Source organism: Haloarcula sp. DT43 (assembly GCF_037078405.1).
Classification (GTDB): Archaea; Halobacteriota; Halobacteria; order Halobacteriales; family Haloarculaceae; genus Haloarcula; species Haloarcula brevis.
This window is the reverse complement of record NZ_JAYMGZ010000001.1, coordinates 492,522-507,187: the sequence shown is the minus strand read 5'-3', so window position 1 is coordinate 507,187 and position 14,666 is coordinate 492,522. Positions and strand designations below refer to the sequence as shown.

The window sequence follows — 14,666 nt, the reverse complement described above, 5'->3', positions numbered from 1 at the left end:
CGTCGGCAATCGCTGCCGAGTGACGGGTCGAACACTGCGTGCTCACCGGTTCAGTCATCGGCATCCGTCCGCGCCCGCCGCTGAATCGCCCGCTCGACGAACTCCTCGGGAAGTTCGTCGATTTCGCCGGCCTGGACCGCCCAGAGGTTGGCGTAGAGGCCGTCGGCGGCCAGCAGTTCGTCGTGGGTCCCGCGTTCGACGACGCGACCGTCCTCGACGACGAGAATCGTGTCGGCGTCTTTCACCGTCGAGAGGCGGTGGGCGATGGCGAAGGTGGTCCGGTCGGCGGTCAGGTCGTCGAGCGACCGCTGGATGAGCATCTCCGTCTCCGTGTCCACGTCGCTGGTCGCCTCGTCGAGGATGAGGAGTTCGGGGTCTTTCAGGATTGCCCGGGCGATGGCGATGCGCTGGCGCTGGCCGCCCGAGAGCTTGACGCCACGCTCGCCGACCATCGTGTCGTAGCCGTCGGGGAGGGTCCGGACGAACTGGTCGGCCTCGGCCGCTTCCGCGGCGGCGACGATTTCCTCGTCGGTGGCGTCGAACGAGCCGTAGGCGATGTTCTCCCGGACCGTGCCGTAGAAGAGGAACGTCTCCTGGCTGACGTAGCCGACCGCCCGCCGGATGCTCTGAATCTGCACGTCGCGCACGTCCTGGCCGTCGATGCGGACCGCGCCCTCGTCCACGTCGTACATCCGGAGGAGGAGCTTCAGAACGGTGGATTTCCCCGCGCCGGTCGGGCCGACGAGCGCGACCGTCTCACCGCCGTCTGCTTCGAAGGAGACGTCCGAGAGCACCGGGTCGCCGTCGTAGCCGAAGGACACGTCCTCGTACTCCACCCGTCCGTCGGTCACGTCGAGCGGCGGGGCGTCCTCGGCCTCCTCGAGGCGGCCGGGCGTGTCCATCAGCCCGAACACGCGCTCGGCGGAGGCGTAGGCCCGCTGGTACATGTTGATAATCTGTCCGAACTGGGCCATCGGCCAGACGAACCGCTGGGTGTAGATGATGAAGGCGACGAACTGCCCGCGGGAGAGCGGGACCGACAGCGGCCCGGGTGCCTGCCCGGTGACCATCAGTCCGCCGACGACGAACGTGACGACGAAGCCGAGCCCGGAGACCAGCCGGAGGCCGGGGAAGAAGGTGATGCGCGTCTCGATGGCGTCCCAGTTGGCGTCGAGGTAGTCCTCGGAGGAGTCCTTGACGCGGTCGGCCTCGTAGGGTTCGGTGTTGGCGGTCTTGATTATCTGGATGCCGCTGAGGTTGTTCTCCAGTCTGGAGTTGAGCTTCCCGACCGTCGACCGCACCTCGGCGTACTTGGGCTGGATGGTCTCGATGAACCGCTTGGTGAACACCGCGATGAGCGGGACCGGGAGCAGCGCGACCAGCGCCAGCTGCCAGTTCATGTAGAACAGGTACGTGGCGATGCCGACGACCATGATGACCATCCGCGAGGCGGAGTTGAGGCCGTCGTTGAGGAACTTCTCCAGCCGGTTCACGTCGTTCGACAGCACGGACATCATCTCGCCGGTCTGTTTGTCGGCGAAGAAGTCCATGTTCAGCCGCTGCATCGTCTCGTAGGTGTCGGTGCGGACGGCGTGTTGGACGTGCTGGGCGAACTTGTTCCAGCCCCAGTTCCGGCTCCAGTGGAAGACGGCCCCGAGGCCGAACGAGGCGGCGATGATGCCGGCCGTGAGCCACAGCTGTGGCCCCTGGCCGCTGGGAATCCAGGCGTCGGGGACCAGAAAGAGGCCGTACTCGGCCTCCTGGAGGAAGATGGCGTCGATAGCCAGCGCCAGGAGGATGGGCGGCAGCAGGTCCAGCATCCGGGCCACGATGGAACTACACAGCCCGACGACGAACGCCGCCCACTGGCCCCGACCGTAGCCGGTGAACAGCCGGAGCATCGGCCGGTCGACGCGTTCCCTGGCGTCCTCGAACACGTCGTCGTCCGAACCCGCGTCGAAATCCATTGTCGAAACCAGGGGCCGAACCCGCAAAAGGCCGTCGGGCTACGCCGCCTCGGGCGGCAGTTCGACCCGGTCGCCAACCTCGACGCCGGTCCGGTTCGTCCACCCCTGGTTCACTTCGAGGACGTACTTCCCGTAGCCCGGATACTCCTCGCTGTACTGTTCGCCCTCGGGCGGTGTCGGCGCGTGGTGGATGGTCGTGATGGTCCCGTTAGCGTCGATGAAGATGATGTCCAGCGGGAACGACATGTTCCGCATGACGTAGGTGTGTGTCCCCTCGGAGTCGTGGACGAACAGCATCCCCTCGTCCGGTCCGAGCGACGCCGTCTCGCTCAGGCCGACGTAGCGCTGTGTGGTCGTCTGTGCGATACGTACCTCAACCGTCCCCAGCGGCTCGCCGGCGGTTCCGTCACGTACCGCGACTGTCGTCCCCGGCGTCGAAGCGGCCGTCCCGGTCTGTGTCGTCGCCGTCGCAGTCTCCGCCTCCTCTCGAACCGTCACCGTCCCCTCCTCGTACTCGCCGGTCCCCAGCACGTCGACCCAGAGCCCGGTTTGGAGGACCACGGCGGCGGCGACGAGAAGCCCGACGGCTCCCAAGACAGCCACGGCGGGGCGCTGCATACTCCGTGTGAGGGGCACGCCGTGGGTAATACTGTCGGTGCCCACTGTCGACTGAGAGAGAAAGCGTTATTCCTGCCGATGGAAAACGGTGGGACGTGGGTCCGTGGTCTAGTTGGTTATGACGTGGCCTTTACAAGGCCGAGGCCGGTGGTTCGAATCCGCCCGGACCCACTTCTGACACCGACTGCGGCGAGTAGAACGAGGAGCCAGCGGTGTCTGTGTGGGTGATGGTGATTCGAACCCTGGAAGACGAACGGAGAGAGTTTTCCTTCGGTTCGAATCCGCCCGGACCCATTCTGCGACGAACGAACGTGAGGAGTGGATAGGTCACAGACCGGCCTTGTCCACCGTACCCACGTTCCCTGCTCCGGTCGTATCGTGGTGTGGCCGCCGACAGCGGGGCCCTATCTCGATTGATAGTCGCCCGTAACCCATATATCCGGAGTAGTGATAGTTCGTGCCATGATAGACGGTTCGACGTGTCCGGCCTGTAGCGGGCACGTCTCGACGACCAACGGCACCGAATACGAGTGCGACGACTGTGGCGAGACGTTCGACAGCGCGGACCTGTTTCTCCCGTAGTCGGTGGTCGGCCCGCCCTGTCGGTGCCACAGAACGCCCGCCGGCTTTCGAAATGCTTTTTTCTACCCTCGTCATCGCTTGGAGTGCACGCCGCCTTAGCTCAGACTGGGAGAGCACTCGACTGAAGATCGAGCTGTCCCCGGTTCAAATCCGGGAGGCGGCATCCTACTTTTGTATCACCGACGGACTGAGAGTCAGGATCACGACCCTGAACGGCGGCCCGTTTCGTCGGTCCGTCCCGGTCGCCGGAACAGGTACTTCCGTGGCGGCGAGTAGCATGGGTATGGCAGAGGAGTCAGCACACGAGCAGATGGAGCGGCACGCGGCGCTGACGGAGGAACTCGCGGACGTCAGCGCGGAGCGGGATGCAGTCGCAGCCACAGTACAGGACCGCCTCGCCGACGCCATCGGAGCGGCGATAGCCGAAGCCGGTGCGAGCGTCGGGAGCCGCGGGCAGTCGAGAGACGGCAAGCGGTTCCGGTTCGAGGCCAGACTCGACCGGGCCGCACTGGTGGCGGCGGCGACCGAGCGGTTGCCGGACGGTTTCGTCGTCTCGCACGTCAACGACGACGGGACGCTGAGTGTGGACTGGACCGGCGACAGCACCACGCCCTCGAAGCGGGAACACGGGGCCATCCTGAAAGCCATCGTCGCCGAGGAGACGGTGACTGATGGCGATGGGTTCATTGAGTCCGTGCCGAGCCGTGACCGGGTGCTGTCGCGGGCGGTCGAGTTGGGCGTCGACGAAAGCGACGCGGCGGACCGCCTCGCCAGGCTGGCGACGCTCGACGTGGTAGATATCGCCGACGACGGTGTCTATCCCGACGAGAACTTCTCTCGGTACTGATGGGGCGGACTGCTGGCAGAAAAGCCACGGCGGTCGAGGGGCGGTAAGCGGGGTTATTCGATGTCGATGCGGTGTGAGTCGTCAGGGGCGTCGCCCGCACGCGGGAGCGTCACTTCGAGGACGCCGTTGTGGTAGGAGGCGCTGATGTCGTCTTCGACCACGGGGTCGGAGAGAGCCACCCGTTCGGCGACCCGCCGACTGTGCCGGCGAGCGCCGTCGCTCGTGTCCTCGGCGACCGTGCTCTCGCCCTGGATGCTGAGGACGCCGTCCTCGAAGCGGACGACGAGGTCGTCCCGCTCGAAGCCCGGGAGGTCGGCCATCACGACGAACTCGTCGTCGCTCTCGTCGACGTGGAGGTTCGTGTCGATACTGCGGCGGTGACCGCCCGAGCGCGTGTCCGGTCGGTCGTCCAGCCGGGCCGGGGCGTCGCCGGTCCAGTTGCCCGAGGGGCCGTCGAACCAGTGGGCCGCGCCGTCGTCCATCATCGTCCGTCGGGTCTGTGCGAAGAGTCGGAGCATCGTTTCGAACGGGTCGTTACTGTGTGTCATAAGCACATTATATAAGCTAGCGCTGATATTAACAGTTGCGTAACACGTGATATCACGGGCGACGACCGCCTCGTCGGCCGTGTCGGAAGTGCGGCATGAGATACCGTAGCGGAACTATTTTGACCGGCGTATGGCTAGAACAGCCACGACACACCGCCGAGTGCCCGGTCCGTCGGTGGCCGGGCGAACGGAGACGAACACACTATGGCAACCGATTCCGGCACCCGGATAGACCCGTCGGCCGACGAGGTATCGAACTACGACTACCGGAACGACAGCGTCGCCCGGTCGGGCCTCGTCGACGACCTACAGGCGCGAATCGACGGCGAGGTCCGGTTCGACGAGTACTCGCGGCAGTTGTACGCGACCGACGCCAGCCTCTACGAGGTGGTGCCCATCGGCGTCGTCTACCCCCGGTCGACCGAGGACGTGGCCGCGGTCGTGTCCTACTGCGCCCAGCGGGAGATTCCGGTCCTCCCGCGAGGCGGCGGGACGAGCCTCGCCGGCCAGACCGTCAACGAGGCCGTCGTACTGGACTTCTCGCGGTACATGGACGGTCTCGTCGAGGCGCGGCCCGGCGACCGGCGAGCGCGGACCCAGCCGGGCATCACGCTCGGCGACCTGAACGACGAACTGGCCGCCCATGGGCTGAAGTTCGCCCCGGACCCGGCGTGGGGCGACAAGAGCGTCCTCGGCGGGGCTATCGGTAACAACTCCACTGGTGCCCACTCTCTGCAGTACGGCAAGACCGACGCCTACATCGAGGAGTGCGAGGTCGTCCTCGCGGACGGTACCGTCACCACCTTCGGCGAGGTCACCCGCGAGGAGCTGCGCGACCGCGCGAACCCTGACGGCGACCTCGAAGGCCGGATTTACGCCGAAATCGAGCGGATACTCGCGGAGGAGGGTGAGGCAATCAGGAGCCACTACCCGGACCTCAAGCGCAACGTCTCGGGGTACAACCTCGACTGGGTGCTCGACGACGCCGAGGACGGGACCGTCAACGTCGCCTCGCTGCTGGCCGGCAGCGAGGGCACGCTCGCCATCGTCACCGAGGCCGAGGTGTCCCTGGAGCCGATTCCCGAGACGAAGTCGATGGCCCTGCTCGCCTACGAGGGGCTCGTCGAGGCGATGGCGGACGTCGCGGACATCCTCGAACACGACCCCGCAGCAGTCGAGGTACTCGACGACGTACTCATCGACCTGGCCCGCGACACCGCCGAATTCGAGGACGTGGTCGGCATGTTGCCCGACGGGACCCGGGCGGTCCTCATCGTGGAGTTCTACGCCGACGACGAGGAGAGCGGCCGGCGGAAGGTCGCCGACCTGCTCGCGGACCGGACGAACGACGTCGCCCCAGACACGGACCCGACCGCGGACCGGACGGTCGTCGACGCGCCGGTGCGGGCCTTCGACGCCATGGAGGCCCACGACGAGGCGAAACGCGAGCAGTTCTGGAAGATGCGCAAATCCGGCCTCCCTATCCTGCTCTCGCGGACGACCGACGAGAAACACGGCTCGTTCATCGAGGACACCGCCATCCCGCCCGAAAACCTCCCAGAGTACGTCGCCGACTTCCAGGAGATTCTGGAAGAGCACGACACCTTCGCTTCCTTCTACGCCCACGCCGGGCCCGGCGTGCTCCACATCCGCCCGCTCGTCAACACGAAGACCGTCGAGGGGGTCGAGACGATGGAGTCCATCGCCGACGCGGTGACCGACCTCGTCGTCAAGTACGGCGGGAGCGTCTCGGGCGAGCACGGCGATGGTCGCGCCCGCACGCAGTGGAACGAGAAACTGTACGGCACGGACCTCTGGGAGACGTTCCAGGAGCTCAAGTCCGCGTTCGACCCCGACTGGCTGCTCAACCCCGGTCAGGTCGTCGGCGTCGACGCGAGCGAGGTCGAGTCCGGCGCGATGCCCGAGCGAGCACGCACCGTCGACATGACCGAGAACCTCCGATTCGACCCGGAGTACGAGTTCGACGCCGGCTTCGACCCCGCGCTGGAGTGGGACAACGACAACGGGCTGCAGGGGATGGTGGAACTCTGTCACGGCTGTGGCGGCTGTCGCGGGCCACAGGAGACCACCGGCGGCGTGATGTGTCCGACCTACCGCGCCGCCGAGGAGGAGATTACCGCGACGCGGGGCCGCGCGAACATGCTCCGGCAGGCGATGAGCGGCGACTTGCCCGACGACCCCACCGACGAGGAGTTCATGCACGAGGTGCTGGACCTCTGTATCGGCTGCAAGGGCTGTGCGAAGGACTGCCCGAGCGAGGTCGACATGGCGAAGCTCAAGGCCGAGGTGACCCACGCCCACCATCAGGAGCACGGCTCCAGCCTGCGGGACCGACTGTTCGCGAACGTCGACGCCCTCGCCGGAGTCGGGAGCGCCGTTGCGCCGCTGTCGAACCTCGCGACGAAGGTCCCGGGCGCGCGGACGGTGCTGGAGAAGACGGTCGGCATCGCCCCCGGGCGGACGCTCCCGAGCTTCCGGCGCACGACGCTGCTGGACTGGTTCGACGAGCGCGGCCCGCAGGTCCCGGCCGAGGAGGCCGAGCGACGGGCCCTGCTGTTCCCGGACACCTACACGAACTACAGCCACCCCGAGGTGGGGAAGGCCGCCGTCCGGGTGCTCGAAGCCGCGGGCGTCCACGTCCAGGTGGCCGACCGAACCGACAGCGGGCGGCCGGCCCACTCGAAGGGCTTTCTCGACCAGTCCCGGGCGACCGCGCGAGAGAACGTCGACGCGCTCGTCCCGTCGGTCGAGGACGGCTGGGACGTGGTCCTGGTCGAACCGAGCGACGCCGTGATGGTCCAGTCGGACTACCTCGACCTGCTGTCGGGCGCGGACGTGGAGACGCTGGCCGCGAACGCCTACGGCGTCTGTGAGTACCTCGACGCCTTCCGGCTGGACGAGGCGGTCGAGTGGGATGCCAGCCCCGAGACGCTGACCTACCACGGCCACTGCCACCAGAAGGCGACGAAGAAGGACCACCACGCCGTCGGCGTCCTCCGGCGGGCCGGCTACGACGTGGACCCGCTCGATTCGGGCTGTTGTGGCATGGCCGGCTCCTTCGGCTACGAGACCGAGCACTTCTCGATGAGCAAGGCCATCGGCGAAATCCTGTTCGACCAAATCGGCGACAGCCGCGGCGAGACGGTCGTCGCGCCCGGGGCGTCCTGCCGCACGCAACTGGAGGACTGGGACGAAAGCGACGGCGAGCCGCCCCACCCGGTCGAGAAGCTCGACGCCGCCCTAGCCTGAGTCCGGTTCCGGCTGGCGGACCGCCCGGACGATGCCGACGGTCTGGCCGACCATCGCCAGCCCGATACCGGCGAGCAGCGCGGCTTCCGCCGCCGGGAACAGCGCGCCGGCGTAGACGGCCGCACCGAGGACGCTCAGCGCCGCCCCGGCCGCGTACGCACGCCGACCTGCCGGGACGCGCTCGCCGGTGTAGTAGAGACCGACGCCCGGAACGACCATCCACCCCAGTATCGTCGTCGTCAGGAACGGATCCCGGAGCGGGGAGTAGAGCAGACCGACGATGCCGCCGACGGTCAACAGCAGGCCGACGAGGAGGACGTCACGCCAGAGTCGGAGGACGCCGGCCGCCATCTCGTCCCACGAGAGGACGGCGAACGCGGTGATGAGGGTGGCGGCGACGACGTGGAACACCAGGACCGTCCGGTCTGTGACCACGTCGAGGTGGGCCAGTCCCACGAGCAGCCACGCGAGCGGGACGAGCACGGCCGGCCCCTGGGCACGCAAGCGAGGGAACATACCACCCACTGTGCCCCCCACGGGCAAGAAACGTCGGTCATCTGACGCGGGGTCACGGTCCGGCCAGACGGTTATCCAGCGGCTACCGTCTCGGTTTCGCACGTCGACGGCTGGGTAGTGAGCGTATACCAGGCGGCCTCGTCTCACCGGCCGCGGCGGCGTGTGTGTCGTGCCAGTATTACACAGTGTATAACCACCGGACAGCAGGTGGGTCGGTCCGTTGACAGCCGGAGCGCCGTACCGACACTGTTATCCGTGGTGCTGGCATCTCTTTGGTTGCAATGGCGAAAGGAACGGTTGATTTCTTCAACGACACTGGCGGTTACGGTTTCATCGACACTGAGGACGCGGACGAAGACGTCTTCTTCCACATGGAAGACATCGGCGGCCCGGACCTCGAGGAAGGACAGGAGCTCGAATTCGACATCGAGCAGGCGGACAAGGGTCCGCGCGCCAACAACGTCACACGGCTCTAACAATGGCGGAAGGCACTGTCGACTTCTTCAACGACACTGGTGGCTACGGCTTCATCGAAACCGACGATGCGGACGAAGACGTCTTCTTCCACATGGAAGACGTCGGCGGCCCTGACCTCGAAGAGGGGCAGGAAGTCGAGTTCGACATCGAGCAGGCGGACAAGGGTCCGCGTGCGACCAACCTCACGCGACTGTAAGACGGTTTCTGTCTACAGTTAGCACTATAATTGTCAGCGGTCGCGGTGTACGGTAGCGTACACGGCAACGTCGCTGGCACGCACACTACTCCCCGAGCGGCAGGACCCGGCCTATCCGGCGAGTGGCGACGCCGCCCGGTAGATGATTTCCATCGGGAGCCCCGCCGCGTCCCGGGGCGGCTCGGGCGGCAGCGTGTACAGTTCCCCGTCGCCGGGCTGGGCCGTGTACGCGAGCGCGACGGCGTCCAGCACGTCGTCGACGGCGACTGACGCGCCACCCATCGCCGCGGCGGCCTTCTGGACTGTCGGGGCAGCGTCGCGGTCGTGATGGGCGAGAATCCGCATCCGCTCGGCGTACCCCCCGGCGGTGTGTTTCGGGTAACTGAGCGGCTCGCCGGCGAAGGCCCGGAAACAGACCTCCGGGTGTGACTCCCGGATAACCGCGGCGGCCTCGGGCAGTTCCTGGAGGAGTTCGTCGACCCGGGCGAGCGCGTCGCTGCGCGCGAACGCCTGCTCCGAGAGTTCGTGCCCGGTCTTGCGCCTGTGGACGCGGTTGGCCGTCGAGTACCGCTGTTTCCGGGTCGCCTCCCGGACCGGCGGCGTGCGTATCGCCGCGCCGCGCTCGCCGAGCACTGACCGGGCGAGTTCGTCACACCGGCGATCCGGGTCGCCGGACTCGACGAGTCCGACCGGGACGCCGACCAGCACCCGACGGGCGCGCTCCTCGTAGGCCGACCAGCACTCGCCGATGCTGCCGAACACCGACGCGTGGTCGAAGCCGTCGCCGACGAAGGCAACGGCGACCCAGGACCCGTCGCTTTGGTCGACGCCGACGTACAGCGGTTCAGCCATTACCGGTACTCGTTCGGACGGGCGCAAAAGTGTATCCCGAGGTGTCTCTCGCCCAACCGGTCCGGGCTTCGGGCACCCGAGCGCAGGGCGTCACGACCGCCCGAACGTCGTGAGGTCCTGCAGCGGGACCAGCCGATGTTCCATGGCTGGCTTCGTGTACCCGGCGGACTCCTCGGAGACGCCGCTCGTGAACACCTGGACCTTCTGCTGGAGGACGTGGGGCACGCCGTCGGTATCCCGGATGATGTCGACCGACCGCCACGCTTCGGCTTCCATGTGACGACATCTCACTCCGGAGCCACCTGTCTCTTTCCCCGCTACTCCTCGGCCATGCGCCGGAGGTGGCGGGCCAGAGCCCGCTCGCCCACAGGCATTTAGCCGGCGCGAGCGTGGGGGCGGCCATGGACGGTGTCGTACTCGCCGCCGGCGAGGGGACGCGGATGCGACCGCTCACCGCCGACAAACCGAAGGGACTGGTCGAGGTGGCCGGACGGCCGCTGGTGACCCACTGCTTCGAGACGCTGCTGTCGGTCGGCGTCGACCACCTAGTCGTCGTCGTGGGCTACCGCGGCGACGACATCGTCGCCCGCTACGGCGACCAGTACCGGGGCACGCCGATAGCGTACGTCCGACAGGACGAACGGCTGGGGCTGGCTCACGCGCTCGAACAGGCCCGGACCGCCGTCGACGGGACCTTCGTCGTACTGAACGGCGACAACGTCTGCCGGGCGAACGTCGGCGAGGCGCTCGACCGCCACCGTGCGACCGACGCCAGCGCCACGCTACTGGTCGAGGACGTGTCGCGGGCCGAGGCCAGGTCCACCGGCGTCGTCACGACGGACGGCGAGGGACGGGTGACCGGCCTCGTCGAGAAACCGGCGGACCCGCCGTCGACGCTGGTCACGCGTGGCTTTTTCGTCTTCGACCCGGCCATCGGCCACGCCTGCGCGCTGACGCGGCCCTCCGAGCGCGGGGAGTACGAACTCCCCGACGCAATCGACCTGTTGTTGAGCGCCGGCCACCGCGTCGAAGCGGTCGAGCTGGACGGCTGGTGTCACAACGTCAACGAACCGGGCGACGTGGCCGCGGTCGAGCGACGGCTGGACTGAGTCAGAACAGCGCGAGCGACGGGAGATACAGGAGCACACAGGCGAGCGCGCTCCGGCGGTCGATGCCGCGCCGCCAGTACAGCAGTCCGAGGACGGCGAGCGAGACGACCAGCATGTAGGTCACGGACGCGGCGACGGCGTCCGGGTCGGCCAGCGTGACGTCCGCGACCAGCGCGCCGACGCCGAGGGAGAACACCGGGTCGGTGATGTTGCTCCCGAGCAGCGACCCGACGGAGATACCCTCGCGGCCCTCGTGGGCGGCGATGCCGGCGACGGCGATTTCCGGAGCCGTCGTGCCCAGGCCGGTCAGGACGCCGACGAGGTACTCGGGGATGCCCGCGGCGGTCGCGATGGCGACGCCGTTGGTCACCAGCAGGTGACCGCCGACGACCACGAGTCCGATACCGAGCGCAATCCATGGCAGCGCCCGCGCCGGCGGCTCCTCGTCCTCGATGACCTCCTCGGTTATCTCCTCGCCGCCTTCGGTGGAGTAGAGGTCGTGGATGAACATGAGGTAGGCGAGCATCATCAACAGCCCCTCCGAGCGGGTGATGCCGTCCTCCAGCGTGAGAATCATGATGACCATGGCGAGCACCATCGCGCCGCCGTAGACCAGGACGTTCCGCCGCTCCGCGGTGATGGGGGAGATGAGCGCCACGATACCGATGGCCAGCGTTATCTGTGCCGTCTCGGAGCCGACGATGTTCCCCACGAGCAGGTCGCCGGCCCCGTAGGTCGCGGCGTACACCGAGGTGGTCATCTCCGGGACCGACGTGCCGATGGAGACGACGGTGACGCCGACGAAGAAGGTGGAGACGCCGTAGTAGAGGGCGAGTTCGGCCGCCGACCGCACCGTCCTGTCCGCGCCGACGAGGAGGAGCCCCAGCCCGGCCAGAAAGCCCGCGGCGTCGAGAACCGTCATGTAGTTCGAGTGATAATCTCGGGATTCAAAAACGTTGACCTCGGGGACGACGAGCGGCGTCGCCGTGTGAGAGACCGAACAGCGAAGGCCGTGCAGTCATATGGTCCCGTATGACACGGGCCAGCGCCGTCCGACTGGGAGCAGTCTGCGTCGTCGCGCTCTTGGCCGGCTGCGGGGCGCTGTTCGGCGGCGGACCGTCATCGGCCGACCCGACGGTGACGCCCGCGGCCGTTCCGACCGACGAGACGCCGGCCGGGGGCGCCGAGGCGGCGGCCCCGCAGGGTGGCGAGCGGGGGTACTGGGGGAACGTCACTGCCGCGAACACATCGGCCGTGACACAGCCGCGGGTGCTCGGCCTGCGGCCGAACTGCGAGCGCCCGCCGGGGCTGGTCGTCCACATCCAGGTCCTGGCGCTGCAGAACAACGACCCGGCGACGAACGAGGGCATCAACACGACCTGGCACTTCGCCGCGCCGTCGAACCGGGCGGTCGCGGGCTCGTACGCCGACTTCGTCGAGACGATACGGCGGGGGTTCCGGCCGCTGCTGAACGCGACCGCGGTCCGGTACGGGCCCCTCGACCGGAGGGAGGACACGGCGTCACAGCCGGTGACGGTCGTGGACGCGACCGGGACGGCGACGGCCTACACGTGGTACCTCGAACGCCAGACCGGCCCGCGCTACGAGGGATGTTGGATGACGACCGGCGTGGCCGCTACCCCTCCATCCCGCTGAAGGAGAGGCCGCCCTCGATGTAGCGCTGGGCGAACAGGTACGCGAGCATAATCGGCGAGGCAAAGGTGAGCGCGAACGCCGAGAAGCGCGCCCACGGGATGGAGTACTCGTCGACCATCGCGTACAGGCCGACCGGCAGGGTGTAGTTCTCCGTCCCCAGCAGGGTCTGGGCGACGACGAACTCGGTCCAGCCGGTGAGGAAGACGAAGATGAACACCGTCGCCAGCCCGGCGGTCGACATCGGGATGATGACCTCCGTCACCACGCGCCACGGCGGCGCGCCGTCGACGACGGCCGCCTCCTCGTAGGAGACCGGAATGCCGTCCATGTACGTCTTCAGCAGCCACGTGTTGAACGGGACGGCGGTCGCCGCGTAGTACACCGCGAGCGCGAGTTTGCTGTCGTTGATGCCGAACTGGACGTACAGCGCGTACATCCCGATGAGCAGGGCGACCCCCAGGCCGCCGCCGATTTGGGTCATCAGGACATAGAGGAACAGGACCTTCCGGCGGAAGAGGAACTCGCGGCGTGAGAGGGCATACGCCGCCGGGACGATGAGCGACATGGCGATGAGCACGGTCGGAATCGCCACCGTGAGGCTGTTCCAGAGGAAGCGCTTGAACTCCGACGGGCGGTCGACGCCGTAGTCGGAGGCGTCCAGCATTTCGAGCCCCGGCGTCTGGAATACGACGGCGAGGTCGGTGAACGGAACCCCGACCGAGACCGAGTACGCCGGCACGATGAGGTCGCCGACGACCCAGATGAACGGCCGCAGCGTCGGGTCGGAGGGGACGAGCGAGAAGCTCTCGGAGGTGTACAGCGAGCTTCCGGAGCCGGAGAGGGCCGCCATCAGAATCCAGTAGATGGGAAAGAGGAGCGCCAGCACCACCAGCGTCGCGCCGATGGTCGAGAACACGACTTTCAGGACGTCCGAGGCGGGCAGTTCGCCGTGGCGGACCGCCTGGACGGTGTAGGACCACTTGCGGACCGTCCGCGCGGGCATCGTCGCGAACGTCTTGATGTCGTCGCCGAGCTTCCGGGCGACTGCGCCCAGCAACATCAGTCGTTCACCCCGTCGGCGAGCTTGCCCTTCTTGACGTTGAGCCACATGAACGCGCCGATGAAGACGAGCGCGATGATGCTGATGGCCGCGCCGCGACCGTACTGCTGGAACGACAGCGCTTCGCGGTACCCGTAGACGACGATGAGTTCGTTGGCCCGGGCCGGCCCGCCCTGATTGAACACGAACGGGATGAGAAACTGCTGGAACGACGCGGCCGACGTGAGAATCGACGCGAACAGGACGGGCCGCTTGATGGACGGCAGCGTGATGTGGGCAAAGCGGGCGAGAAAGCCCGCGCCGTCGACGACCGCGGCCTCGTGGAGCTCCTCGGGCACGTCTTGGAGCGCGCTGACGGTGATGATGACCATGAACGGGTACGCCAGCCACGCCTCCGTGACGTTGTACGCGACGAAGGCGGTCCAGCGGCCCGACAGCCACGCGACCGAACTCGCCCCGAACGCGGTCAGCAACTGGTTCATCAGCCCGAACTCGGCGGAGCTGAAGATGCCGCGCCACACGGTGATGGTGAAAATCGGCGGCAGCCCCATCGGGAAGATGATGAGCGAGCGCAGGACGCGCTTGCCCCGGACGAGGTCGCTCGTGACGACGAGCGCGATAGCCAGGCTCGCTCCGATTTTGAGCGTGACGCTCGTGGCGACGAACAGCCAGGTGACGCCGAAGGAGTTCCAGAACTGCGGGTCGGTCAGTACGTCGACGTAGTTCGACAGGCCGACGAACAGCGCGTCGCCGAACGTGAGTACGGCGACGACACCCTCGCCGGCGAAGAGGTTCGCCGGCTCGGCGTTGGTAAAGGAGATGCCGAGCAGGTAGAGGACCGGGAACAGCATGAACGCCGAGAAGACGAACAGCCCCGGCAGCACTAGCAGTAACGACGCGTCGTCCCGCGTCAGAAACGGGACCGATTCGATGCGGTCCGCCGCTCGTGAGACCGTACTCATGCGTCG

The 14,666-nt window shown here is 67.4% G+C and carries 15 protein-coding genes and 2 tRNA genes; 8 read left to right on the top strand and 9 right to left on the bottom strand.

Translation table 11 applies throughout. From position 1 onward, the window contains the following. Nucleotides 1-50: 50 nt before the first annotated feature. Both VI123_RS02715 and VI123_RS02710 read right to left on the bottom strand, forming a co-directional pair. Complete coding sequence (locus VI123_RS02715) at nucleotides 51-1,967, bottom strand: ABC transporter ATP-binding protein (RefSeq protein WP_336336526.1); 1,917 nt, start codon at nucleotides 1,965-1,967, stop codon at nucleotides 51-53. 39 nt (nucleotides 1,968-2,006) lie between these two features. Then, nucleotides 2,007-2,585 (bottom strand): DUF192 domain-containing protein, encoded by a 579-nt coding sequence (locus VI123_RS02710; RefSeq protein ID WP_336336525.1) that lies wholly within the window; start codon nucleotides 2,583-2,585, stop codon nucleotides 2,007-2,009. A 97-nt stretch (nucleotides 2,586-2,682) separates the two neighbouring features. On the opposite strand from VI123_RS02710, the gene VI123_RS02705 reads away from it, so the two are divergent. From VI123_RS02705 to VI123_RS02695, 3 genes are all read left to right on the top strand, one after another. Next, nucleotides 2,683-2,756: transfer RNA gene (locus VI123_RS02705), tRNA-Val, on the top strand. Nucleotides 2,757-3,256: 500 nt separating this feature from the next. Then, a tRNA-Phe gene (locus VI123_RS02700) sits at nucleotides 3,257-3,330 on the top strand. Nucleotides 3,331-3,444: 114 nt separating this feature from the next. Next, nucleotides 3,445-4,014, top strand: a complete 570-nt coding sequence (locus VI123_RS02695; RefSeq protein WP_336336524.1) for a hypothetical protein — start codon at nucleotides 3,445-3,447, stop codon at nucleotides 4,012-4,014. 53 nt (nucleotides 4,015-4,067) lie between these two features. Here the strand turns inward: VI123_RS02695 and VI123_RS02690 are convergent, their stop codons facing one another. Next, a complete protein-coding gene (locus VI123_RS02690; protein WP_336336523.1) occupies nucleotides 4,068-4,562 on the bottom strand; it encodes an Hsp20/alpha crystallin family protein in 495 nt (164 codons plus the stop codon). A gap of 204 nt (nucleotides 4,563-4,766) precedes the next feature. On the opposite strand from VI123_RS02690, the gene VI123_RS02685 reads away from it, so the two are divergent. After that, the gene (locus VI123_RS02685) at nucleotides 4,767-7,832 is read left to right on the top strand and encodes an FAD-binding and (Fe-S)-binding domain-containing protein (protein ID WP_336336522.1); all 3,066 of its coding nucleotides are present in this window, start codon (nucleotides 4,767-4,769) and stop codon (nucleotides 7,830-7,832) included. On the opposite strand, the gene VI123_RS02680 is transcribed toward VI123_RS02685, so the two are convergent. Further along, nucleotides 7,824-8,348 (bottom strand): hypothetical protein, encoded by a 525-nt coding sequence (locus VI123_RS02680; RefSeq protein ID WP_336336521.1) that lies wholly within the window; start codon nucleotides 8,346-8,348, stop codon nucleotides 7,824-7,826. The two genes, VI123_RS02685 and VI123_RS02680, sit on opposite strands and share 9 nt — an antisense overlap. 281 nt (nucleotides 8,349-8,629) lie before the next feature. On the opposite strand from VI123_RS02680, the gene VI123_RS02675 reads away from it, so the two are divergent. Both VI123_RS02675 and VI123_RS02670 read left to right on the top strand, forming a co-directional pair. Then, a complete protein-coding gene (locus tag VI123_RS02675; RefSeq protein ID WP_004515390.1) occupies nucleotides 8,630-8,824 on the top strand; it encodes a cold-shock protein in 195 nt (64 codons plus the stop codon). A 2-nt stretch (nucleotides 8,825-8,826) separates the two neighbouring features. After that, nucleotides 8,827-9,021 carry a cold-shock protein gene (locus VI123_RS02670; RefSeq protein WP_004515391.1) on the top strand — a complete coding sequence of 65 codons (195 nt, stop codon included), beginning with the start codon at nucleotides 8,827-8,829 and terminating at the stop codon, nucleotides 9,019-9,021. 111 nt (nucleotides 9,022-9,132) lie between these two features. Here the strand turns inward: VI123_RS02670 and VI123_RS02665 are convergent, their stop codons facing one another. Further along, nucleotides 9,133-9,873 carry a DUF429 domain-containing protein gene (locus tag VI123_RS02665; protein ID WP_336336520.1) on the bottom strand — a complete coding sequence of 247 codons (741 nt, stop codon included), beginning with the start codon at nucleotides 9,871-9,873 and terminating at the stop codon, nucleotides 9,133-9,135. Nucleotides 9,874-9,963: 90 nt separating this feature from the next. Next, nucleotides 9,964-10,149 (bottom strand): hypothetical protein, encoded by a 186-nt coding sequence (locus VI123_RS02660; RefSeq protein ID WP_336336519.1) that lies wholly within the window; start codon nucleotides 10,147-10,149, stop codon nucleotides 9,964-9,966. Nucleotides 10,150-10,274: 125 nt separating this feature from the next. Between VI123_RS02660 and VI123_RS02655 the strand changes: the two genes are divergently transcribed. Then, nucleotides 10,275-10,982: a sugar phosphate nucleotidyltransferase gene (locus VI123_RS02655; protein ID WP_336336518.1), complete on the top strand. Its 708-nt coding sequence runs from the start codon at nucleotides 10,275-10,277 to the stop codon at nucleotides 10,980-10,982. A gap of 1 nt (nucleotide 10,983) precedes the next feature. Here VI123_RS02655 and VI123_RS02650 read toward each other — a convergent pair whose 3' ends face one another. Continuing rightward, complete coding sequence (locus VI123_RS02650) at nucleotides 10,984-11,904, bottom strand: sodium:calcium antiporter (RefSeq protein ID WP_336336517.1); 921 nt, start codon at nucleotides 11,902-11,904, stop codon at nucleotides 10,984-10,986. A 110-nt stretch (nucleotides 11,905-12,014) separates the two neighbouring features. Between VI123_RS02650 and VI123_RS02645 the strand changes: the two genes are divergently transcribed. After that, nucleotides 12,015-12,638, top strand: coding sequence for a DUF4864 domain-containing protein (locus VI123_RS02645; protein WP_336336516.1), 624 nt, complete (start codon nucleotides 12,015-12,017; stop codon nucleotides 12,636-12,638). Here VI123_RS02645 and VI123_RS02640 read toward each other — a convergent pair. Both VI123_RS02640 and VI123_RS02635 read right to left on the bottom strand, forming a co-directional pair. Further along, complete coding sequence (locus VI123_RS02640) at nucleotides 12,619-13,698, bottom strand: sugar ABC transporter permease (protein WP_336336515.1); 1,080 nt, start codon at nucleotides 13,696-13,698, stop codon at nucleotides 12,619-12,621. The two genes, VI123_RS02645 and VI123_RS02640, sit on opposite strands and share 20 nt — an antisense overlap. Next, a complete protein-coding gene (locus tag VI123_RS02635; protein ID WP_336336514.1) occupies nucleotides 13,698-14,660 on the bottom strand; it encodes a carbohydrate ABC transporter permease in 963 nt (320 codons plus the stop codon). The genes VI123_RS02640 and VI123_RS02635 overlap by 1 nt, the downstream gene beginning before the upstream one ends. Between the last annotated feature and the right edge of the window lie 6 nt (nucleotides 14,661-14,666).